Genomic DNA, 21631 nt, shown 5'->3' on the forward strand with positions numbered 1-21631 from the left:
CCTTCTGGAGCTGGAACAACAGCTGGCTGAAACCGCCAAGATTGCCGCCGCATCCATCCCGCCTGACATGATCGCGCAACTGGAAGCCAATGGTCGTGCCGTTGCGGAAGCCGGCGCGGTTCTTGCGGCGGGGGCGACGCATATCCGGCTGGAAGGCGACCTGACGGGGCTGACCATCGACGATCAGGCTGCGGCCTTGGGCGAGCGGAACCTGATACGGCCGATCATCATCCGTCTGGGCGGGGCAGAGCTGACCGTGACGCCACCCGCAGGCGCGGCCAGCGCCCAGCAGGCACTCGACCTGGCATTGGCGCGACATGAGGCGGCCCTGCGTGAGCTGGGGGTTCATGATCTTGCCGCTGCCCGCGCACGGGCGGATGCCGCACGCGAGGCCTCGGGGGAACTGCGGACGCTGGAAGCGCAGATTGATGCCGTCACGCCTGCGGACGATGCCCTGGGCCTTGCCGAGGGGCGCGATGCGCTGAAACTGTTCGTCGCGAACCTGCCCGAGATCAAGGACTCGGCAGAGGGGGCCCCGCCCGATCTGGATGCGCTGCTGCAGGCGGTCGAGGCCGCTGATACCGCCACCGCCCGCGCCGAAGGCGTGCAGGCCAGTGCACTGGATGCACTTCGCAGGCTGGAGCAGGAAGAGGCGCCGATGGCCACGGCCGAGGCGGGCGCCGCAAGCGATCTGGCCAACGCCTGTGCGCAGCTGGCCACCATCGAGGCCCGACCGGAATTCGCCGCCCTGCCCGCCGACCTTGAGCAGGCGCAGATCGGTGCCGCAGCGGCAGCCGTTCGTTTGTCCGAGGCCGAGCGCGATGCAACGGCGCATGACCTTGCCGCGATCCGGCGCAGGATCGACACGATCGACGCCCGTGCCCAGGGTGCCGCCGAGGCGCGCACCCGACTGATCACCGACATCGCGCGGCTGGAAGGGGTCGTTGAAAGTGAAGGCGGCAAGGGTCTGGCCGATCATGCCGCCGCCGCCGGTGAAGAGGTCGAGGCCGCGCAGGCCGCGCTTCAGCGTATCACCGAAGAGGCAGACACGCTGAAGCTGCTTCGGGACACGCTGGATCAGGCGCGTAACGAAACCTCGGCCCGTTTCGTCGGACCGGTCGCGCGCCGCGCCCGTCGCCATATCGAACGGCTGCTGCCGGGCTGTGACCTCAGCTTTTCCGAAGATCTGGCCCTTGATGCCATCATCCGCGGCGGTTTCAGCGAAAACTGTCGGGACCTGTCGCGCGGCACGCAGGAGCAACTGTCGGTGCTGACCCGCATCGCCTTTGCCGACATGCTGCTGGAACAAGGGCGGCCCGTGTCTCTGATCCTTGACGATCCACTGGTGTATTCGGACGATGCCCGTCTTGACCTGATGGCTGAGATCCTGGGGGACGCGGCGCAGCGGATGCAGGTCATCCTGCTGACCTGTCGCGACCGCGCCTTCCGGCACCTGCCCGGCCACCGGTTGTCGCTGACAAGGCAACCAGCGGACAGGCTGATCTGATCCCCCAAAGGGCGGCACGTGACGTGCGCGGACGCCCGAGATCGGGGGGCCTTGACCGGTTGTGCAGTTGTGAGAGCCGCTCTGCGAAAGAGGCGGCCGCTCCTCCTTTGTGCGAACCCGCGGCTGCCCCTTCGGGTGAACAAGATGCCCTTCAAAAGGACCATTTATCCGATTTCCGGGAGACTTCGTCATTCGCTTCGTATTATGCTCAGTCATAACAATACTGCGCAGGATACTCTGCGGATTTGAAAATGCATTTTGATCAAAGGAAGGAAACTGACATGTGGCCCCAAGCAGTAACTTTCCGTACCGAGAAGAACAGCACCATCACGGTCAAGGGCCCTGTGGAAGCCTTGCGCATCCTGGACGGCTGGTGGCAGAAATACGATGGTCCGGCCTATCGCGATGCGATCAACGTCTGCATCGAGGCGATCCAGGGGGAGCGTCCTTCCGATGATGCTCGTCGGGCCTTCATGATGGCGCTGACCGAGGGCGGCGTCATGGTGGACAGCCACTGACACTTCACCCTATCTGGCCCTGTCACCCGGCCGGACGCGAGGATGGTGAAAGAACAAGGCTGTCCGGGCCCTCGATTATCTGCGCCACGTCGGCAAAGGCCCTCTCGGTCGACAACTCGGCCCCCAAGGGATCAAAGGCTGTCAGGCCTGCAAAATCCAGTCCGGTCTCGGCGCCGATCAACGCAATGCGCACCTGATAGGTCCTGTAGCTGCCATAAACGAATACGCTTTCGACCAGTTGGCGGATCATTCGCCCCTGCGACAGGACATAGCCGGTTGCCGACAACTGCCCCGTTTTCGCATCGACCATGACGGCGATCTTCCAGAACTCTTCCGGGATGGGGATATCCTCGGCGCCGGGTTGCGCCTTCAGCAAACGGTCGGTGTCCCGAAACACCGGCCCTGTCAGGACCGTGACGCGAAAATCACGCGTTTCAGCGGCTTCAAGAATGTAATCCTCCAGACCCAGCCAGTCCTTCTGGTTCAAGTCCTCATGCTGGGGGGCGCAGTTGGTGTAATGGAACGTATCATCCTCACCCTCCTGCGCCCGGGACCCCCAGCCGGGGTCGCGTCGGCGCACCATGTGCCCGCGGTCCAGCGCATTCCGAAGATAAAGCTCGTTCCCGATCTGGTGGGCCGCGTCCAGCCGTCCGTCCAGCCGCCATTCTCCTTTGCGCTTGAGCATCCGGGACTGCGCCCCGTCGATATTCACCGCCGTCACCAGCGGCAGGCGGCGGGCGGCAGACTGGATGACCGAAAAGTTGCGATAACGCAGTACCCGGTCGTTGGCATCCTGCACCGGCGCGGCTTCCCAGTGCCCCAGCCCCGGAAGCGGCACCGCCAGCGCGCCCGTTCCCAGAAACTCAGGGTCATAGCCGTTCCTGTCTGCAAAGCTGGCGGCTGCGGAAACCGGTGCCTCGGGTTTCGGAAGACCGGCTCCCGGACGGCTGTTGACGATCTGCCGGCGCGCGGCTTCGATCACGTCCGCCGTGACGGCATAATTGTTTTCCATGAACCGACCGGCAAAATGCAGCCCCAAGACCCTACCATCCTCGAGGGATAGGACGGGAGAACCGGAATTGCCGCCAAGGGAGGAATAATCGGCCATCAGAACGGGCTCAGCCCGGCTGTAGTCGGTGACATAGCCTGGCGCCAGGCGCTTGACCTGATACTGGCCGCGAAAGATCTGATCCATCAATGCAGGCTCGTTGCGCGTACCGTCCTCGGCCGGATAGCCGACCACCGCGACGGCCGGCCGCCGGTCCCTGAGGGGCGTCCCGCCCAGCAGGTCCAGCGGTGTCGCCACAGGCTGCCGCGCCACGCGCAGAAGGGCAAAGTCCGGCTCGTGATCACGGGCGATATACAGGACTTCGGTCACTTCGGCGCGCAGATGCGAGGTCGCGCGGAAGAAGCCATGATAATCCAGCCGCGCCTCCATCGGGGTTTCAAAACGACCGGGGCGCATGCGGTATCCGCTTCGCAGCCGTTCGGCAAAGACCAGCGCCACGTGACGGTTCGTCACCACCAGCCCGTCCTCGATCAGGAACCCCGTTCCTGCATAAGGCAGCGTGGAATGATGCAGCAGATCAACCCGGCCGACCCCCCTGCAGGTGGCCTGCAGCAGCGCGTCATTGCGCCTGACCAGATCCAGAAGGCTAGGGTCAGCCTCGACCGCATCGGTGGTGTCGATGGCCGTTTCGCTCACGAAAAAGGCAGGACGCAGCCGGGCCAGCACGATCGCCTCGGCCATACCGTGCTGGCCAAGCGCCTCGGGCACCAGTTGCTGCGGCGGAAACCCCGCCAATGTCGCCCCTTCCTTCAGCAGCCCGGCCTGTGCAGACGTCATCGCGTCATCGCGCTGCGCCTGCAGGATGCGGGCGGCGCGCCCGTCGAAATCGGCGGTGTTGTGACGGACCTGTTCGATCTGGCTGTGAAACATCTGACCCTCCTGCGGGACGCCGCGGCCTGCTGCCCCTTTTCTGGCAGGCCCGAGGCCCCAAGTCGAGCAACGGGCGGAGCGCGGCGACACTTGTGTGACAGGCTGAGGCTGGGCCCCTTTGGAGGAACTCCGCCCTTGCCGAAACAGAGAGATTGCCGCCTCGGCAGCCAAGGATTAAGCCTTCGCCGACAGAAACAGAGTGACGAGGGCATTTTGGCCGTTGAGATCGAACGAAAATTTCTGGTCCTGTGCGATGCGTGGCGGGACCAGACCATTGCCTGCCACCACATCAGGGATCACCTGATCGCCCGGTTCGAATCCGGCAAGGCGCGCATCAGGATCTGCGACGATACGGCAACGCTGACACTGAAGGGCAACCGCAAGGGGGTGTCGCGCAGCGAATTTCATGTCAGCCTTTCTCATGCCGAAGCCGCGGCCATGATCGACGAATTTGCCGGCACTCCGGCCATCGAGAAGCGGCGGTACGATGTTCCTTTCCAAGGGCTGACCTGGCAGGTCGATGAATACCTGGGCCGGCTGTCGGGCCTCGTGACTTCGGATGTGGAACTGCCTTCCGAAAATCACTGCTTCACCTGCCCCACCTGGGCCGGAAGCGACATCACCCATGACACACGTTACAGCTCGGGGACGCTGGCGCGGCTTGTTCAGGGCGGTGGAGCAGAACTGGACGCGCTGCTGGCTGAGATCAGGTATGCCTGCCCGGCCTGCTGATCCGCTGATGGCCGGAGCTACAGCCGCTCGGCCCGTTGCTGGCGGCCGATCCGGCCGGAAAGCCTCCCCGTATTTGTGCGGTGCAAGTTGATGCCCCGAGGCGACCGATTGCAGCCATGCAAGCAGCATCGTCTGCCCAGGAAGCACTCTGTCCCTGCCCTTCCGTTGACCCACAATCTTCAGAAGAAGATGTCCTCCATCGACTGCTCGGGAGCGACGGTGATCTCGGGTTCTGCCCCGATCAGCTGCGCATGAACCTCGCGCTCGCGATCCATGGTGTAAAGGTTCCTGAAGACCTCAAGTTCAGCCGGGTCGGGCATTCCGGAAACCTCGCCCGCCGGAGGAATGGCAAGGTGACCGATACGTGCCACAAGGGCGGGAAGCCCCGACAGGACACCAAGGCCCCTGTCCACCGCATGCTGCAATCTCAGCGCACTGTCTTCGGCAGCCTGCTTCAACCTGTCGAGTTCGGAAAACAGGTCGCTGACGCGGGCCAGATCATCACGGGCGCGGGCGATATGCAGGGTCAGGCCTTCGGCTTCCCGAGCAAGAAGCGCAAAACCCGCCTGGCCGGTCAATTCAGTGATCGTCCGAAAGCTGCTTCGGCACCGCAGGTTCAGGCCGCTGCAGACCTGTGCCCGTTCCTGCACCGTTGTCGACAGCACCGCCATGGCCGTCTTGCCGCTGCCGCTGCCGCTGCGGCGTGCCAGAAGGCCCGAGTTGACCGCCGCGAGCCGGACTTCCTGCGCGGTGGCGGAAAGGGTTTCCAGATGCCGGGCCGATGCCTCCATGGCGGCATCGATGGCCTCGACGGTTGCCATGGCCCCTCGAAGGGCAGGCGTCACAAGCCCATCCAGCGTCTGGCCATCGTCTAGTTCGGACTGCCAGTCGGCCAAAACGCCCGCCGCCTGCCCGCCGATGTCGCCAGCAAGGGCCCGTGCCGCAGACTGGCCATCGGTTCCAAGGTTCTGCAACGCCGCCTGTGTGGACTTCAGCAGCATTTCGGCATCGAGGCAAAGTGCGGCCAGCTGGGCCGAGGCCAGCCTTTGCGGACCCGCGCGCCCTTGCGCCGCATCCAGGATTATCTCGACATGCTGAAGCCGTTGGGCAAATGCATCCGAGAACTGGATCCCGTTCATCAGAACACCGGTGTTGTCTTGGGTGCTGGTGCCCAGGCGGGTCATCAGCATTCCCGTCACCGATGACAGTTCCTGCAGGTCCACCGATGCCCTAACCGCGTGTCGCGGCTCCAGCGCGCGGCGGGCGCAAAGGCTGGCATCGGCCAGATAGGTCGCGGCCCCGGTGACGGCAGTAGCGACGCTGCGCAGCCCTTCGCGCATGACCTGCGATGTGTCCTCCAGCCGCTGGATCATGGTGCGCAGGCTGACGATATAAGCCTCGATCCCCTCGACATTGGCCGCACGCCCCGCAACACGGGTCATCGAGGCGATGGCCCGCAACTGCCGGCACTCCAGCCGCAGGGTTTCCGCGGCATCCGTTCCGTCCGCAAGCGCAGGCGGCAGGGTCGACGCCGTGATCGCCGCATGCGAGCGTACAAGGTGATCGGCAAGCGTTATGCAGGCCAGGCGCACCTGACCGACATCCTGACGTGCCTGCCCCACCTCGGCCAGCAGCCCGTTCAGGCGCGCAACATCTGTGGCGATCGCACCCAGCCCCCCATGAACTTCGCCCAGAACGTCGGTCAGCTGCTCGAAATGCGCCTGGCTGGTCCTGCGCAATTCGGACAAGGGCTGCGCGACAACGCCCGGCACTGCAAGCTGTTCTGACATGGCCTGTTCTTTCTCTATTTCTGTCGCATGGCCGCGGCTGGCAGACCGTCAGCCTTCCAGGCCGTCAGCCTAAGCAAGGTGGCAGGGATGCGCGGCAAGGGAATTTCCTCCTCGACAGCACCAAGACGATGGGCCTCTTGCGGCATGCCGTAGACCACGCAGGTCGCGGCATCCTGACCCAGCGTGCGTGCGCCAGCACTGCGCATCTCCAGCAGCCCTTGTGCGCCATCGGAACCCATCCCGGTCATGATCAGGCCCACGGCGTTGCGCCCCGCGGACCGCGCGACCGAGCGGAAAAGAACATCGACCGAGGGCCGGTGGCGGCTGACCAGAGGGCCGTCCACCACCTGCAGGCAATAGGTGGCCCCGCTCCGTTCCAGCAACGTGTGCTTGTTGCCGGGGGCGATCAACGCGTGGCCGCGCAGCAGGCGGTCGCCATGGCGCGCCTCGCGGACCGTGATCGCGCAAAGGCTGTCCAGGCGGCGTGCAAAGGCCGCCGTGAAATGTTCGGGCATGTGCTGAACGACGACAATGGGCGGGCAATCGGCCGGCATCGCCTCCAGCACGACGCGCAGCGCCTCCGTTCCACCGGTCGAGGCGCCAATGGCGATCACGGTTTCCGTGGTCTTGGCCATTGCCCGCCCCGAAGGCGGGGGCAGCACGGCATCGGCGGTCAGCTTGGCCTCGATCCGCTGCGGGCGCATCCGGCCCAGCCGAGCCTGTGCGGCGGCCTTGACCGCATCGCAAAGGATGGTGCGGCTTTCCTCCAAGAAATCCCGCACGCCCACCTGGGGTTTGCAGATGACATCAACCGCCCCTGCCGCCATGGCTTGGGCAAGCGTTTCGCTGTTGGCTCCTACCAGGGACGAGCAGACGACCACCGGAATGGGATGCTGCGCCATCAGCTTGCGCAGAAAGGTGACGCCGTCCATCCGCGGCATCTCGACATCCAGCGTGATCACGTCCGGACGCTCTTCCTGAATACGCGCGGCGGCGGCAAAGGGATCACCCGCCGTTGCCATCACCTGCAGGTCCGGATCCGAGGCGATCAAGTCGGACAGGGTTTGGCGTACGACGGCACTGTCATCGACGATCAGCACCCGGATCGGGCGGCGTGTCTGTCGTTCCAAGATGTTCAAACCTTCTGATAGATCGACGCCGCGATCTGACGCAGCGCCCGGGGAGGGTTCTTCAGGCTTTCCGAATGACCGGTCAGCAGATAGCCACCCGGCCTCAGGCGCGCGACGACACCGTCGACGGCGCGGTCCTGGTCGGGGGGCGTGAAATAGATCAGCACGTTGCGCAGAAAGATCACGTCCGCCGTCAATCGCAGGCCGGCGTCCAGATCGATCAGGTTTGCCCAAGCCAGCCGCGCGCGCTCGCGAAGCTCGGGAACGATCCGGTAAAGCTCACGCGGTCCGACCGAGCGCATCAGATATCGGCGGCGCAGATCCTCGGGGATGCCCGTGATCTCGTCGGGCGTGAAGACGGCATTCGCGGCCCGCTTCAGGATGCGGCGCGACACATCGGTACCCACGACCTCCCATGACAGGGGGGTGGGCCGGCTGGCGGCAATCCGGTCCAGAAGCATGGCCGAAGACCACATCTCGGATCCCAGCGAACAGGCCGCGCTCCAGATCGTCAGCTTGCGAGCGGCACCGTTCTGCAGCAGCGTGGGCAGGCCCTCGCGGGCAAGCCAGTCGTAATGGGCCTTTTCCCTGAAAAAGCTGGTGGTGTGGGTAGTCAGGGCCTCGGCCACGCAGCGGGCTTCGGCAGCGCCCTGAGGCCCTCGCAAGAGGGCGATATAGCTGACAAAGTCCGGGCAGTCGATCTCGCGCAGGCGACGATTGACACGCAATTCCAGAAAGGAGAGCTTGTCAGCCGCGATGGCCACTCCGGCGACCCTGCGCGCGGTATCGACAAGGACACGGGCCTGGTCGTCGGTCAGTCTCGGTCCCGGGGCCATGATCGCGCCTGACATGATCTAGCCGAAGTCGAACGGGCCGGGGGCATCGGCCGCGAACAGCCGCTCCAATGCCAGAACCATCGTGAGCTGTTCACCGATGCGGACGATCCCGACCAGGGCATCCGATCGCCAGTGCGTCAGGGTTGCGGGAGCAGGTTCGATCCCGTCCGCAGTGACGGCCACGACACTCAGAACGCGATCGGCAATGACGCCGACAGGATGGCGCGGCGCCCGGCCCAGTTCAAGCACCACGATGCGGCTTTCCGCGCGCGTGCGCAGACGCTCCAAGCCAAGACGGCTGGGAAGGTCGAGGATGGCGATGCCTTCGCCGCGGACGTCGATCATGCCGATCAGGTCGGATGGTGCATTGGGCAGTCGCGAGATGGGCTGCATGTCGAGGATCTCGCGAACATCCGCGACATCGATGGCAAAGATCTGGCCGGCAAGTTCGACCGTGAGATAGGTGTCCGGCTCCGAGGGGGATGCGTCCGCGTTGGCAGGAAGCCAGGGCTCGGCCGGTTCGTGCGTCGGTTTTGTCTGCAGGGCGGTCATGGGAATGCTCCGGAGCAAGGGGGAGGTGGCCCCGGGACAGCCCGGGGCCGCGGCCTCAGTAGCGCACGAAATCCGCGTCCGAGACGTGGTCGCTGCCAAGGTCCAGATGGACGCCGTTCAACTGCGTGCCGTTCACCGCCTTGCCGTTCACCTGTCCGGGCTTGATGACAATGGCGGCCTTGGCCTTGCGTGCGGCCGGACGCGGCGTGGTGCGGGTCCGGGCCTCGACCGGCGCGGGTCGTGCAGCTGTCGCGCTCTGGTCTTCCAGCCGGAAGAACGAGATGACCCCCCGCAGCTGCTCGGACTGCGACGCCAGCTGTTCCGACACGCTGGCCGCTTCGGTCGAGGCCGAGGCGTTCTGCTGGATCACTGCGTCCAGTTCGCGGATCGCCTCGTTGATCTGCTCGACCCCGACATTCTGTTCCCGGGCGGCGGCGCTGATCTCCTGCACCAGGTCCGCGGTGCGCTGGATCGAGGGCACCAGTGCCGTCAGCATCTCGCCGGCGCGCTGGCTGACCTCGACCGTGCGGCCCGACAGTTCGCTGATCTCGCCTGCGGCCTGCTGGCTGCGTTCGGCCAGCTTGCGCACTTCGGAGGCGACAACGGCAAAGCCCTTGCCATGCTGACCGGCACGGGCGGCCTCGACCGCCGCGTTCAAGGCCAGCAGGTCGGTCTGGCGCGCGATCTCTTGGATGATGTTGATCTTTTCGGCAATGGTCTTCATGGCGCGCACCGCCTCGTCGACGGCCTTGCCGCTTTCGGCAGCCTCCTTGGCGGACTGTGTCGCGATCTTTTCGGTCTGCGCAGCATTGTCCGAGGACTGGCGGATGTTGGCGGCCATTTCCTCCATCGAGGCCGAGGCCTGCTCGGCGGCGGCCGCTTGTTCGGTCGAGCCCTGGCTCAGCTGCTCGGCCGTGGCCGACATGGCCTGCGCCCCCTCGGCCACGCCGTTCGCGCTGATATTGGCGTTCGAGATGACGTCGCGAAGCTTGACCACCATGTCCTGCAGCGCGATGCCCAGCTGATCGTCAGCCGAGCGCGGCGTGACTTCCGCCTGAAGGTCCCCCTTGGCAATGCTGGCAGCAGCAAGGCTCATTCCCCGGAGGTCGCCCACCATGCCATCCATCTCGTTCAGAAGAACGCCGATCTCGTCGCGGCTGCTGGTCTTGGCATCGACGTCAAGATTGCCGCGTGCGACCTCCTTGGCCACGTGAACTGCCCGGGCCAGGCCGCGGCTGATCGTCATCGAAAGCCAGAAGGCAGCAGCGATGGCGATGATCGCGGCTGCGATGCCGAGGGCCAGCAGCGTGTTGCGCGAGTTCAGATACGCCTTCTGAGCGTCGGCCTGAACAAGGTCGAGGACTTCACGCGACCGATTGGCAAGCGCGTCGGCAGCATCGAAACTTTCCTTGAATGCCGGCTCGAGGCGCGTGTTCAGGATCTCGCTCGCGACCGTGTTGGAATTTTTCAGTGACAGGTCGATCGTTGCGGTCAGAGGCGCCTTCCAAGCCAGCCACGCCTCCCTGATCCCCTCGACGGCTGCGCGGTCAGTGCCCGACGCAGTGCGTTCGGCTGCCGCCAGGTTTCCGAGCAGCGCTTCCTGCTCTTCGGCAATCTCAACCTGCTTTGCGGCAAGCGCATCCGTGGCGGTCAGGATAAGCATGTCGCGCTCTAGGCTCTGAACCCTGCGGATGTTGTCCGTCAGCGCATCAACACTGGCTTCCAGCCCCACGACACGTGGGTCCGGGATGGCGGCGGCAGCAATGCGATTGCGCAAATCACCGATCAGAGCTTCGGTCTGAGCATAAAGGGTTTGGAACGCCGGCTCACTTTCGGCCAGATAGGCTCTCGCTGCCCGCTCGTTTGTGTTGGCGAGACCTGCAGGACGAAGCTCCGCCTCGACTTCAAGGAACTCTTGCCACTCCTTGTCGAAGGCAGCCAGACGAGCCTTGGTTTGTTCGGTGACGGTGACCCTCTCCACGTTCGCAAACGCTTCGGCAACGGCAGCAAGTTGCTGGTCGACGTTCTGGGCAACCTGCGTCGCAACGTCTGTATCTGTCTGAGCCAGATAGCTCTTGATGAGGCTCATCGAACGCGCTGCCGCAGCCTCCATCTGCAGGCTCTCGTCAAGCTGATAGGCGGTGCGGTCGACCACCTGGTCCAGCTGCGCCTGGAGTTGCGACGCCTTCTGCAGCGCCATGAAGCTCGACAGACCGAGCAGAGCGATCAGCACGGCAAAGACGGCGATCAGCTTGGTTTTGATTGTCATACGCATGAGCGTGATCTTTCTTTCAGAGCGTGGCTTGGCACGAGGGGTCACGATGGCCATGACGCCGTTCCGGCGCGAAGGCTGGTGCAATTTCGAAGTTTGTCGCGAGGCGCATGGATCAGGCATCCTTGGTTCAGCCTTGTGCAGGCCGGTCGGGTTCGGGTCGGAAAAGGGTTTCGGCTTCAAGAAGGATCACCAGATCCTCGCCATGGCGCACCACGCCCTGAACATAGGCGTCAGGCCAGCGTGCCCCGAGGTTGGGGATGCTTTCCAGCGCGGCGGTGTCGGCCTCGATCACCTCCTCGACGGCGTCGCAAAGGATGGCGAGGCGGGTGGGCACACCGGCGACGGGCAGTTCCAGCACGATCATCCGCGAGGATGCGCCCGCCCGGGCGGTCGGCATGTCCAGCCTGTGGCGGATGTCGATCAGGGGCACGATGGCGCCGCGGACATTCACCAGCGCGGGTGCAAAACTTTGCGCGTTGGGAACATCGGTGACGGGGATCGGGTCCAGGATCTCGTGCACGCAGCTGACGGACAGGGCGAAAGCCTCGCCCAGCAGCCGGAAGATCAGCACCATGTCACGCCCCCGAGACGTGCCTGGTACGGTGAAAGAGGCGATTGCGGTATCCATCGGCGTTCCCTCAGGCGGCAGAGCGTTGCGCGTGGCGGATTACCAGCGCCCGGCGTGCAAGCGTGGCCACGTCGATGATCAGGGCAACCGAGCCGTCGCCCAGAATGGTTGCGCCGGCAAAGCCTTCGACGGTCCGGTGATACTGGCTGAGTGTCTTGATGACCGTCTGGTTCTGGCCGAGGATGTCGTCCACCACCAGGCCAAGACGCTGACCGTCGGCCTTGACGATCACCACCCGACGCCGCGGCTCGGTACTGGGTTCGCGGGCAAAGACCACGTCCAGATCCAGGAAGGGCACCAGATGCTCGCGGATCGACAGCATGGTGCGGCCCGAGTCGCGCCGGCGGTCCGTGGCGTCCAGCTCGACACATTCCTCCACCGAGGCGAGGGGTATCACGAAGACCGCCTTCCCCAGGCGGACCAGCAGCCCGTCGACAATGGCAAGCGTCACCGGCAGGCGCAGCGTGACGCGGGTGCCGCGACCGCGCTGCGAGACGACCTCGACGCTGCCGCGCAAGGCGTCGACGGTGGAACGCACGGCATCCATGCCCACACCCCGGCCGGATACGCTGGACAGCTGTTTTGCCGTCGAAAAACCGGGGGCGAAGATCAGTTGGTAAAGCTCGTCGTCGCTTGGCTGGGCATCGGGCGCAATCAGCTGACGTTCGATGGCCTTGGCGCGGATTGCGTCGGGATCCAGGCCGGCACCGTCGTCCTCGATCGTGATCAGGACCTCGCCCCCTTCCTGACGGGCCGAAAGGCGGACGGTACCGCGCGCCGGCTTGCCGGCAGCCAGACGTGCCTCCAAGCTCTCGATCCCATGGTCCATGCTGTTGCGGATCATGTGGACCAGTGGCTCGGACAGGCGATCGATCACCGTCTTGTCGATCTCGGTCTCGCCACCCTCGGTGGTCAGGCCGACCTCCTTGCCCAGTTCGGACGACAGGTCACGGACAACCCGTCGGAACTTTCCAAAGACCATCTCGATGGGCAGCATGCGGATGGAGAGCGTGGAGTCGCGCAGGCCTGTCACAAGGCGCTCGACCTCCTCGACCATGGTCTCCAGTTCCGGATCCGCGCTGAGGGCGGCCAACTGGCTGAGACGGGCCTGGGCAATCACCAGTTCCCCCAACTGGTCCATGATCTCGTCCAGTTTGGAGGCGGGAACGCGCACATTCTCACCGGCCGCTTCGGCAGGCTTTCTGGCAGAAGCAGAGGCAGAGGTTTTTTCCGCAATGGATTGTCTGGCCGGTGAGGCCGGAGCGGCGGCCACCTCCGAGATGTCCAGTTCGGCATCGTCGGCAAAGATGAAAACAGCCTCGATGGCGCTGCGGGGCTGTTCCGTTTGCAGCGCGATCTGCCAGCCCAGATAGCTGTGGCCCGCGTCCAGTTCCGCCAGGGGCGGAAGGGCGGCGGCATCCACCGTGACGGTTGCGGTTCCCATTTCCGCCAGCTCGGCGATCAGCAGGTCGGGGCGCATCCCGTTCTGCAAAGCCATCGGTTCGGGCCGGAAACGGATCAACCAGTGGCGCAGGCCGGATGCATTCCGGCCGGCAGGGGCTGCCACCGCAGGCTGCTCCGCCTGTCCCGCAGGACCGGTGATGGATGCCAGTGCCGTCAGCAGTTCCGCGGCCGCGCCGGAGGCCTCCAGCGCCTCCGCCTCGGGACCGTCGCCACCGCATGCCAAAAGGGCCGTCATGTGGTCACGGGCCTTCAGCGACAGGTCGATCAGGCGGTTGTCCACCGACAAGAGACCGTCACGCACCTTGTCAAAGGCATCCTCGAAATAATGGGTAAAGCGTGCAAGGACGCCAAAGCCGAACATCGACCCCGACCCCTTGATGGTGTGCAGGGCGCGAAAAACCGCGTCCACCTGTTCGGGATCGACCTGACCTTCCAGATCCAGCAGGAGCGCTTCCAGCCCTTCCAGGATTTCCCGGGCTTCCTGGACAAAGGCGCCAATGGCGGGATTGATGTCCTCCATCGGTCAACCCGCCAGCTTCTTGGTGACCGAAACCAGCATGGCGGCATCGAAGGGCTTGTTGATCCAGCCGGTGGCGCCGGCGGCCTTGCCTTCGGCCTTCAGTTCGGGCTTGGATTCGGTGGTCAGCATGACGATGGGAACGCCTGCGCCCGCGGCTTCCTTGCGGGCGTTCCGGATGAAGTCGATCCCGTTCATGACCGGCATGTTCAGGTCGGTGATGACCAGTGCCGGTCGTTCGGCCCGGAGCTTTTCAAGCCCTTCGGCGCCGTCGGCGGCGCCGATCACCCGATACCCGTGAGGTTGAAGGCTGAAGGCGACCATGTCCCGGATCGCCTTGCTGTCGTCGATGGTCAATACGGTGATGCTCATCATGCACTCCGGTAAGGGGGAAGCGGGTCAGGGAAAGCCGCAAGGGCAGCAAGCCGCCGGGCCTCATCGCCCAGTCGCGGCATGCCGGGACTGCGCCGGTCCAGTTCACCTGCGGTGGCAAGCAAAAGCTGAAGCGCAGGCTGCGTCGGCAAGGCGGGCGCCGGGGGAACGGGCGCAATCTCGAGCAGCCCGTCGCCACCGCGATCGAGCCAGGCCCTGAGAGATGCGCAGGCATGCCGGGCATCGCCCGGGGCAAGCATGGCGTCGAGAAGGAAAGGGTCGTTCTTGTTCATGAGGACACGGCGAAAACCTGTGGCTGGTTTTCCACCCCTAGCGGACGAGTCGCTAATATCGGGTGAACGCCCTGCCGATTTCCATGCGTGTCCTGATGCGACCGGCCCTGTCGGCCCGGCCTCATGTCCCTTCGGACAGGTCAGGCATGTCTCAGTCGCGGATCAGCCAGTCCAGGGACTGCTTGAGCCGCGCTGTTCCATCGCGCTCGAACCAGGCGCCATGGGCAAAGATGACCCGCTCGGGTTGAAGCGAGACCAGACGGCGGGCTGCTTCGCGCGCGGACTGCCCCTTCAGCTTGACCACGGCCCGCAGGTATCCCGGGGCACGCCCGTTCGGCGCGGCGTTTCCCGCCAGCGACAGCAACGGCCGAACCGCCGCCGGCATCTTCGGTTTTTCCAGGTTCTGGATCAGGTCCGTCATCACCATGGTTCGGCTTGGTTCGTGAAACAGGCAGATCTCGTGAAAGCCGCCGATGCCCCGAATGTCGATCCGTTCCAGTTCGGCAGGCCAGCCTTCGGCATCGTGCTCGTCAAGGTCGCGATCCAGCCGCAGGCCCGAGCGCTTGACCTGCCCCCGGTCCCGCAGGCCCGGGGCCGCCCAGGTCACGGCGTCGGGAACGGCCTGCTGCCAATCCTTCAGCATCGTCCAGTGGGCGCTGTTCGGCGCCACCATGTGCCGAACAGCGCCCAGATCGGTCAGCTGCCACAGCAGGTCGGACGTGAAGCGCGTCGGCGAATGCAGCAGCAGGCTTTTGTCCTGCAGGCGAAAGACGGTCATGCGCACCGGCAGGGGCAGCATCCCCATGGCCTTCAGCGGGCCGCTGTCCACGATCCAGACATCGGCCGCGACGGGCTTGGGAGTGTCGAGCGGCGGATAGGTCACTTGCGTCATCGAAACCCCTCTTGGCATCTGAAGCTGGCGTGCGGGTTCAACCGGCAAGAGTGCGTGATGTTCCTGACGGGGGGAACCACGCAAGGCCTGCGCCGGTTACAGGAGCAGTCGTGGCATTTCTGGTGGCGGCTCGTTCATGCAGCGCCTCGACGCCACAGGCGGCCCGTCTGCCGCCGGTCGCAGTGGCCTTGCCAGTGCTGCCCCACCCAAACCTTCACCCGGAGTTCTCATGCAGCTGTCCCCCCTTTCCACCCTCGCGCTCGGCGCGCTGATCACGACAAGCGGTCCGGCTCTTGCGCAGAATTCGCCCGGGTCGGGACCTGTCGCGACCGAAACCGTGCTGTACGAGCCGACCGCGCAGGAACCCACGCCTGAACGGATCGAAGCGCTGAACATGCCTGACGGCTTCCATATCGAGGTCTTTGCCAAGGACCTGGGCAACACCCGGATGCTGGTGGTGTCGGATTCGGGAAATGTTTATGTCACCCGGCGCGACGAAGGCGACCTGCTGATGCTGGGCAATGCCGATGGCGAGGCCACCGAGCCGCAGACCGTGCTGGAACGGGAAAACCTGCACGGCATCCACATCGACGGCGACCGCATCTACCTGGCCACGATCAACGAAGTGCTGTCTGCCCCCTTGTCCGAGGACGGCACGGTCGGAGAACTGGAAACCATTGCCGACGACATTCCCGACGCAGGTCAGCACCCCAACCGCACGCTGGCGATCGGGCCGGACGGGGCGTTGTATCTGTCGGTCGGATCGACCTGCAATGCCTGCGACGAACCCAAGGACGAACACGCAACCATCCTGCGCATTCCTCTGGACGGGGGCGAACGTTCGATCCATGCCGAAGGCCTCCGCAACACGATCGGCTTTGGCTGGCATCCTGTGACGGAGGAGATGTGGGGGGTGGATCACGGCTCGGACGCCCGCGGCACCGACACCCCGCCCGAAGAACTGAACCGCATCACCCAAGGCAGCCATTATGGCTGGCCCTGGTGCCATGGCGATCGTCAGGTGGACCGTTTCGTCGCCGGCCTGCCCACGGGCTTTGACAGCAAGGACGCCTTCTGCGAAACGACCGAAGCGCCTGTTGCCACCTATGTGCCTCATTCCGCGCCGCTGCAGATGGCCTTCTACACCGGCAATGCCTTTCCCGAAGAATATCGCGACGATGCTTTCCAAGTCATGCGCGGGTCGTGGAACGCCAATCCCCCGGCGGGCTATGAGGTCGTGCGGATCAACTTCGAGGATGGCGAGCCGACCGGTTTCGAACCCTTCATCACCGGCTTTCTGACGCAGGACGGTGACGGCCATGGCCAGATCGCGCGTCTGGCGGGTCTTGCGGTCACCCCCGAGGGCGCGCTGCTGATCGCCGACGACCATAATGGTGTCATCTATCGTATCCGCCACGCGGCTGAATGACGGCAAGGGCCGGTGCCGGGATCAGCGGTACCGGCTGCCGCCGGCAGAAACCGGTCCGGCAGCGCCCCGACGGCAGGCGTTCTACAGCCCGAAGGGCCAAGTGTCCGGCAGATCCCTTTCCCCACCGGCCGCCTCGCCCGAAACCAGCGCCGTTGTTCGGTCGAACCAGACCCAGCCGTCGTATTGCCGCGCAGGCGATGTTTCCAGATAATGACTCAGAAGCTCGCTTTCGGGGCGATAGATGACGCCGATGAATCGCTGAAGGCGGAGTTCGGCCAGAGCTTCGGTGATCGCGGGCTCACTGCTCAGGTCCAGCACGAAACGCGGCACCTGGCTGTCATGACACATCCTCTCGAAGCTGTCGGGATGCGAGGGCCGGATCGACTTGACCTCCATGGGTGCGTCCCAGTCCGATGCGGCCGTGACCGTTCCTTCATGCGTACCAAAGCCGATCAACGCGACCTGGTCGCCCCACTCCTGGCGCGCAAGCTGTCCCAGATTGTGTTCGTTCATGCGGGTCCCCATTTCGCCGTGGCGGGCATCGCCGACATGGGAATTATGCGCCCATACGACCGCCTTTCCCCCAGGCTCCGCCGCCTTCAGCAAATCGGCCAGCGTCCCGCACATGTGATTGTCGCGCAGGTTCCAGGCCTCGGCCCCTCCGCGGTACATCACGCGATAATAGCGTTCGGCCGACGCGACCAGCCGGGCATTCTGAGCGGCCTCCAGCGCATCAGGGTCTCGTCCCTGGTCCTGCTGCTCCAGCAGGTCGCGGCACTGCCGGATCACCGCCTCCTCGCAGGTGCGATGGCCCGCGGTCAGGACGGCCCGGCCATAAGCATCCGGACGGTCGGCCCAAGGCTGCAGGCATCCGTAACGCTGACGTGCAAGTTCTGCGGCACCCGGATCGACACCCTCCAGATAGGCGATCACGGCCTGCATGGACGCGCGCATGTTGTACATGTCGAGGCCGAAGAAGCCGGCCTGGCGTTCGGGTGCGCGATGTTTGTTCCAGTCACGCATCCACGCCAGCAGATCCGCAATGGGACTGTTGCGCCACATCCAGCGGGGAAAGCGTTGGAAAGGGTCCGCCCCTTCGGGAAGGGGCAGGTTGCGGACAAAGCGGTTCATCAGGGCCGCATCCGGCCAGTCGGCCTCGACCGCGACGATGGTGAAGCCATGGTGCTCGATCAGGTGGCGCGTGATGGCCGCCCGTGCGTGATAGAACTCGGCCGTGCCATGGCTTGCCTCGCCCAACATCACGACCTTGCAATCCGCCCATCGCTCGAACCAAGCCGCGAACGCCCTGTCATGCGGGTCAGGCAGCGGATTCGCGTATCGTGCGATCAGGGCGCTGACGCTGCCGTTTGTTCCTGATGACAAGGCATGTGCCATGGCTGTGGCCCCCTTCTCTGGCATGGTCATGTCGAGAGGGAACCGCGCAGCCATGCGGATGTTCCGGCCGGATTCCTGCCCGGCCAAGTCCCTGCCAGTCCGGATCCCTGCCAGTTCGGTGGGAACAGGGAAACAGGCGCGGGGTTGAAAGGAACGGCATCCAGGCAGCAGGAGGGCAGCAGGTGGCCCAGACGGTCGGTGATTTCTTTTGGGAGCGGTTGCGCGCCTGGGGCGTGACGCGTGTCTTCGGTTACCCGGGCGACGGCATCAACGGCCTTCTGGGGGCGCTGCAGCGGCGCGGCAACGACATCCGGTTCGTCCAGGCCCGGCACGAGGAGATGGCCGCCTTCATGGCCTCGGCCCATGCCAAGTTCACGGGCGAGCTGGGCGTTTGTCTGGCCACCTCGGGTCCGGGGGCATCCCATCTGCTGACGGGGCTTTATGACGCCAAGCTGGATCACATGCCGGTGCTGGCCATCGTGGGCCAGCAGGCGCGGACGGCCTTGGGAGCCCATTACCAGCAGGAGATCGATCTTGTCTCGATGTTCAAGGACGTTGCCAGCGCCTTTGTCCAGCAGGCCACGGTGCCGGCGCAGGTGCGCCACCTGACGGACCGCGCGGTGCGGACCTCCCTTGGCCAGCGGCAGGTGACGGCCCTCATCTTTCCTAACGATCTGCAGGAAATGCCATACGAGGACCCGCCCCGGGCGCATGGTGCGGTCTTTTCCGGCATCGGCCTGTCAAAGCCCCGGGTCATACCGTCTGAGGCCGACCTTCATCATGCGGCCGAGGTTCTGAACGCAGGATCCAGGGTGGCCATTCTGGCCGGCGCCGGGGCCCTTGGCGCCGCACCCGAACTGCGCGCCGTGGCCGACGCACTGGATGCGGGCTTGGCCAAGGCGCTGCTGGGCAAGGCCGTGCTGCCCGACGACCTGCCTTGGGTGACAGGCTCGATCGGCCTGTTGGGCACATCGGCCAGCCATGACCTGATGGAAGGGTGTGACACGCTGCTGATGGTTGGTTCGGGCTTTCCTTATTCCGAATTCCTCCCCAAGGAAGGGTCGGCGCGGGGGGTGCAGATCGATATCGACCCGACCATGCTGTCGCTGCGCTATCCGATGGAATCGAACTTGGTCGGTGACAGCGCGGAAACGCTGCGGGCGCTGCTGCCCTTGCTGAAGCCGAAGACAGGCGGCACATGGCGCAAGACGATCGAGGGCAGCGTCGCCCGGTCATGGAAGACGCTGGAAGAACGCGCGATGCAGCCAGCCCAGCCGGTGAACCCGCAGCGTCCGTTCTGGGAACTGTCCTCGCGCCTTCCCGACCGCGCCATCCTGACTTCGGATTCGGGGTCATGCGCCAACTGGTTCGCACGCGACGTGAAGATGCGTGAAGGAATGATGGCCTCCCTGTCCGGGGGCCTGGCCTCGATGGGGGCGGGGGTTCCTTATGCCATTGCAGCCAAGTTCGCCCATCCAGACCGGCCGGTCATTGCCATGGTGGGCGACGGCGCGATGCAGATGAACAACATGGCCGAGCTGATCACCGTCGCCAAATACTGGCGCGACTGGCAGAACCCCACCTGGATCTGCCTTGTGCTGAACAACTGCGACCTGAACCAGGTCACCTGGGAACAGCGGATCATGGAGGGCAATCCCAAGTTCGAGGCCAGTCAGGCCATTCCCGATGTGCCCTATCATCGCTTTGCCGAGATGATCGGGCTGAAGGGGATCTTCGTGGACGATCCAGACAGCATCGGCCCGGCTTGGGACATGGCGCTGGCAGCCGGCGTTCCGGCGGTGATCGAGGTCCGGACCGATCCCGAGGTTCCGCCAATGCCGCCACACCTGACGTTCAAGCAGGTCCGCAACTTCCTGTCGTCCACGGCGCGCGATCCCGAACGGGGCGGCGTTCTGCTGAACACGGCGCGGCAGGTCCTGGGGGGCAGCTAGGACCTTGCAGGTTGGCGGCCGCAAGGGGCCGCCGTTCTGATACGCAGTACGGGTGGCGGAGCGGCCTGTGACAGCGCAAGGTGCAGCGCCGGCGGAACGGGGGGCAATCCGCCGCCGTTATCATTGCTCCTTCCGTTTCTTTCTCAAGCAGGTTTCACGAATGACAGCAGATGACGCCATGGATGATCGCAGGGTCACGACGCCCGACCTGCGCACCTTCCTGGCCGGCGTGGGCCGGGCGTTTGCAGGGGCGATGCTGTTCTCGCTGCCGATGCTGATGACCATGGAGATGTGGTGGCAGGGGTTCTATCTGGAGCCGTGGCGCATCGTGATCATGCTGATCGTCGTGCTGCCGCTGCTGCTGGGCCTGTCGCGCCTGGGGGGACTGCGCAAGACCTGCCGCCTGCGCGATGACGTTGCGGATGTGCTGGTCGCGATCGTGGTGGCGGGGCTGGCCTCCGCCATCATCCTGGGGCTGTTCGGCATCATCACCCTGGACATGCCCCCGCGCGAAGTCATAGGCAAGATCGCGATCCAGCTGGTGCCTGCCAGCTTGGGCGCGATGCTGGCGCGCAGTCAGTTGGGCGAGGCATCCGAAGGGGACGACGACGAGACGATGCAGGAAACCTATTGGAGCGAACTGTTCCTGATGGGCGTTGGTGCGCTTTACCTGTCGCTGAACGTGGCCCCTACCGAGGAGATGGTGCTGATCGCCTACAAGATGTCCACTTGGCAGGAGATCGGCCTGATCGCCCTGTCCCTGGTGCTGATGCACGCGTTTGTCTATTCGGTCGGGTTCAAGGGCGGCTCGCCCCGTGGCAAGCAATCCTTTCTTGCCGTTTTTGTCCGGTTCACCTGCGGAGGTTATGCGATCGTGCTGCTGGTCAGCTTGGGGACACTTTGGCTGTTCGGCCGCACATCCGAAGCCTCGCCCGAGGAAATTCTCAGTTCGGCCGTGGTGCTGGCCTTTCCCGGATCGCTGGGGGCCGCCGCCGCGCGGGTGGTGCTGTGATGGACAAGAAGTCGAACCTGCCCGAAGCCACGTCGCGACTGGAATGGCTGGTTGCCGGATTGGGTGCGATGTTGATTTCCTCCATCATCGGGTACCTGATCTATGACGGCATCACTTATCCCGACTCGCCTCCCGATGTGACCGTGTCGCAAACCTCGGCGCTCAGCCGTTCCGAAGGCTTTCTGGTCGAATTCACCGCACGCAACAGCGGCAACACCACCGCTGCGAACCTGGTCGTGACAGGCAGCCTGATGGACGGCGACAAGGTCGTCGAAGAGGCCGAGGTGACGCTCGACTATCTGCCCCAGCAGGCGGAGCGCAAAGGCGGTCTTTTCTTCAGGAACGATCCTTCGGAACACGAGGTCACCCTGCAGGCCGGAGGCTATACCGCGCCCTGA

The 21631-nt window shown here is 64.8% G+C and carries 18 protein-coding genes; 7 read left to right on the top strand and 11 right to left on the bottom strand.

Features of this window, described 5'->3' with window-relative positions; translation table 11 throughout:
- Together ACLHHB_RS09410 and ACLHHB_RS09415 are read left to right on the top strand one after the other, a co-directional pair.
- Nucleotides 1-1507: ATP-binding protein (locus tag ACLHHB_RS09410; protein WP_410218020.1), on the top strand; the 1507-nt coding region annotated here is incomplete at its 5' end.
- Nucleotides 1508-1788: 281 nt separating this feature from the next.
- Nucleotides 1789-2025 (top strand): DUF982 domain-containing protein, encoded by a 237-nt coding sequence (locus tag ACLHHB_RS09415; RefSeq protein WP_410218021.1) that lies wholly within the window; start codon nt 1789-1791, stop codon nt 2023-2025.
- Between the two features lie 22 nt (nt 2026-2047).
- Here ACLHHB_RS09415 and ACLHHB_RS09420 read toward each other — a convergent pair whose 3' ends face one another.
- A complete protein-coding gene (locus ACLHHB_RS09420) occupies nt 2048-3964 on the bottom strand; it encodes a DNA/RNA non-specific endonuclease (protein WP_410218022.1) in 1917 nt (638 codons plus the stop codon).
- Between the two features lie 213 nt (nt 3965-4177).
- Here ACLHHB_RS09420 and ACLHHB_RS09425 point away from each other — a divergent pair, with 213 nt between their 5' ends.
- Nucleotides 4178-4696, top strand: coding sequence for a CYTH domain-containing protein (locus tag ACLHHB_RS09425; RefSeq protein ID WP_410218023.1), 519 nt, complete (start codon nt 4178-4180; stop codon nt 4694-4696).
- Between the two features lie 179 nt (nt 4697-4875).
- Here the strand turns inward: ACLHHB_RS09425 and ACLHHB_RS09430 are convergent, their stop codons facing one another.
- The 9 genes from ACLHHB_RS09430 to ACLHHB_RS09470 all read right to left on the bottom strand — a co-directional run bounded on the left by ACLHHB_RS09430 (nt 4876) and on the right by ACLHHB_RS09470 (nt 15445).
- A complete protein-coding gene (locus tag ACLHHB_RS09430; protein WP_410218024.1) occupies nt 4876-6486 on the bottom strand; it encodes a hypothetical protein in 1611 nt (536 codons plus the stop codon).
- A 14-nt stretch (nt 6487-6500) separates the two neighbouring features.
- Nucleotides 6501-7619, bottom strand: coding sequence for a chemotaxis response regulator protein-glutamate methylesterase (locus ACLHHB_RS09435; protein ID WP_410218048.1), 1119 nt, complete (start codon nt 7617-7619; stop codon nt 6501-6503).
- 2 nt (nt 7620-7621) lie between these two features.
- The gene (locus ACLHHB_RS09440) at nt 7622-8452 is read right to left on the bottom strand and encodes a CheR family methyltransferase (RefSeq protein ID WP_410218025.1); all 831 of its coding nucleotides are present in this window, start codon (nt 8450-8452) and stop codon (nt 7622-7624) included.
- 18 nt (nt 8453-8470) lie between these two features.
- Nucleotides 8471-9004: a chemotaxis protein CheW gene (locus tag ACLHHB_RS09445; protein WP_410218026.1), complete on the bottom strand. Its 534-nt coding sequence runs from the start codon at nt 9002-9004 to the stop codon at nt 8471-8473.
- Nucleotides 9005-9059: 55 nt separating this feature from the next.
- A complete protein-coding gene (locus tag ACLHHB_RS09450; RefSeq protein WP_410218027.1) occupies nt 9060-11279 on the bottom strand; it encodes a methyl-accepting chemotaxis protein in 2220 nt (739 codons plus the stop codon).
- A 127-nt stretch (nt 11280-11406) separates the two neighbouring features.
- A complete protein-coding gene (locus ACLHHB_RS09455; RefSeq protein WP_410218028.1) occupies nt 11407-11907 on the bottom strand; it encodes a chemotaxis protein CheW in 501 nt (166 codons plus the stop codon).
- A gap of 10 nt (nt 11908-11917) precedes the next feature.
- Complete coding sequence (locus ACLHHB_RS09460; RefSeq protein WP_410218029.1) at nt 11918-13891, bottom strand: chemotaxis protein CheA; 1974 nt, start codon at nt 13889-13891, stop codon at nt 11918-11920.
- A gap of 3 nt (nt 13892-13894) precedes the next feature.
- Nucleotides 13895-14260, bottom strand: a complete 366-nt coding sequence (locus tag ACLHHB_RS09465) for a response regulator (RefSeq protein WP_410218030.1) — start codon at nt 14258-14260, stop codon at nt 13895-13897.
- A gap of 444 nt (nt 14261-14704) precedes the next feature.
- The gene (locus tag ACLHHB_RS09470; RefSeq protein WP_410218031.1) at nt 14705-15445 is read right to left on the bottom strand and encodes a DUF4336 domain-containing protein; all 741 of its coding nucleotides are present in this window, start codon (nt 15443-15445) and stop codon (nt 14705-14707) included.
- A 229-nt stretch (nt 15446-15674) separates the two neighbouring features.
- Between ACLHHB_RS09470 and ACLHHB_RS09475 the strand changes: the two genes are divergently transcribed.
- A complete protein-coding gene (locus ACLHHB_RS09475) occupies nt 15675-16874 on the top strand; it encodes a PQQ-dependent sugar dehydrogenase (protein WP_410218032.1) in 1200 nt (399 codons plus the stop codon).
- 81 nt (nt 16875-16955) lie between these two features.
- Here ACLHHB_RS09475 and ACLHHB_RS09480 read toward each other — a convergent pair whose 3' ends face one another.
- Nucleotides 16956-18323, bottom strand: coding sequence for an erythromycin esterase family protein (locus ACLHHB_RS09480; RefSeq protein WP_410218033.1), 1368 nt, complete (start codon nt 18321-18323; stop codon nt 16956-16958).
- 128 nt (nt 18324-18451) lie between these two features.
- On the opposite strand from ACLHHB_RS09480, the gene ACLHHB_RS09485 reads away from it, so the two are divergent.
- The 3 genes from ACLHHB_RS09485 (at nt 18452) to ACLHHB_RS09495 (ending at nt 21631) form a co-directional block, all read left to right on the top strand.
- Nucleotides 18452-20221 (top strand): thiamine pyrophosphate-requiring protein, encoded by a 1770-nt coding sequence (locus tag ACLHHB_RS09485; protein ID WP_410218034.1) that lies wholly within the window; start codon nt 18452-18454, stop codon nt 20219-20221.
- Between the two features lie 160 nt (nt 20222-20381).
- On the top strand, nt 20382-21233 hold the full coding sequence (locus tag ACLHHB_RS09490) for a TIGR02587 family membrane protein (protein ID WP_410218035.1): 852 nt from the start codon (nt 20382-20384) through the stop codon (nt 21231-21233).
- Nucleotides 21233-21631: a TIGR02588 family protein gene (locus ACLHHB_RS09495; protein WP_410218036.1), complete on the top strand. Its 399-nt coding sequence runs from the start codon at nt 21233-21235 to the stop codon at nt 21629-21631. Before ACLHHB_RS09490 ends, ACLHHB_RS09495 begins: the two co-directional genes overlap by 1 nt.

The organism is Paracoccus sp. (in: a-proteobacteria), from assembly GCF_046462195.1.
Taxonomy (GTDB): Bacteria; Pseudomonadota; Alphaproteobacteria; order Rhodobacterales; family Rhodobacteraceae; genus Paracoccus.

Coding starts and splice junctions, on each gene's coding strand:
- ACLHHB_RS09480 (WP_410218033.1), bottom strand. CDS start 18,323: ATGGCTGCGCGGTTCCCTCTCGACATGACCATGCCAGAGAAGGGGGCC.
- ACLHHB_RS09460 (WP_410218029.1), bottom strand. CDS start 13,891: ATGGAGGACATCAATCCCGCCATTGGCGCCTTTGTCCAGGAAGCCCGG.
- ACLHHB_RS09470 (WP_410218031.1), bottom strand. CDS start 15,445: ATGACGCAAGTGACCTATCCGCCGCTCGACACTCCCAAGCCCGTCGCG.
- ACLHHB_RS09420 (WP_410218022.1), bottom strand. CDS start 3,964: ATGTTTCACAGCCAGATCGAACAGGTCCGTCACAACACCGCCGATTTC.
- ACLHHB_RS09490 (WP_410218035.1), top strand. CDS start 20,382: ATGACAGCAGATGACGCCATGGATGATCGCAGGGTCACGACGCCCGAC.
- ACLHHB_RS09495 (WP_410218036.1), top strand. CDS start 21,233: ATGGACAAGAAGTCGAACCTGCCCGAAGCCACGTCGCGACTGGAATGG.
- ACLHHB_RS09465 (WP_410218030.1), bottom strand. CDS start 14,260: ATGAGCATCACCGTATTGACCATCGACGACAGCAAGGCGATCCGGGAC.
- ACLHHB_RS09440 (WP_410218025.1), bottom strand. CDS start 8,452: ATGGCCCCGGGACCGAGACTGACCGACGACCAGGCCCGTGTCCTTGTC.
- ACLHHB_RS09430 (WP_410218024.1), bottom strand. CDS start 6,486: ATGTCAGAACAGCTTGCAGTGCCGGGCGTTGTCGCGCAGCCCTTGTCC.
- ACLHHB_RS09415 (WP_410218021.1), top strand. CDS start 1,789: ATGTGGCCCCAAGCAGTAACTTTCCGTACCGAGAAGAACAGCACCATC.
- ACLHHB_RS09475 (WP_410218032.1), top strand. CDS start 15,675: ATGCAGCTGTCCCCCCTTTCCACCCTCGCGCTCGGCGCGCTGATCACG.
- ACLHHB_RS09455 (WP_410218028.1), bottom strand. CDS start 11,907: ATGGATACCGCAATCGCCTCTTTCACCGTACCAGGCACGTCTCGGGGG.
- ACLHHB_RS09445 (WP_410218026.1), bottom strand. CDS start 9,004: ATGACCGCCCTGCAGACAAAACCGACGCACGAACCGGCCGAGCCCTGG.
- ACLHHB_RS09450 (WP_410218027.1), bottom strand. CDS start 11,279: ATGCGTATGACAATCAAAACCAAGCTGATCGCCGTCTTTGCCGTGCTG.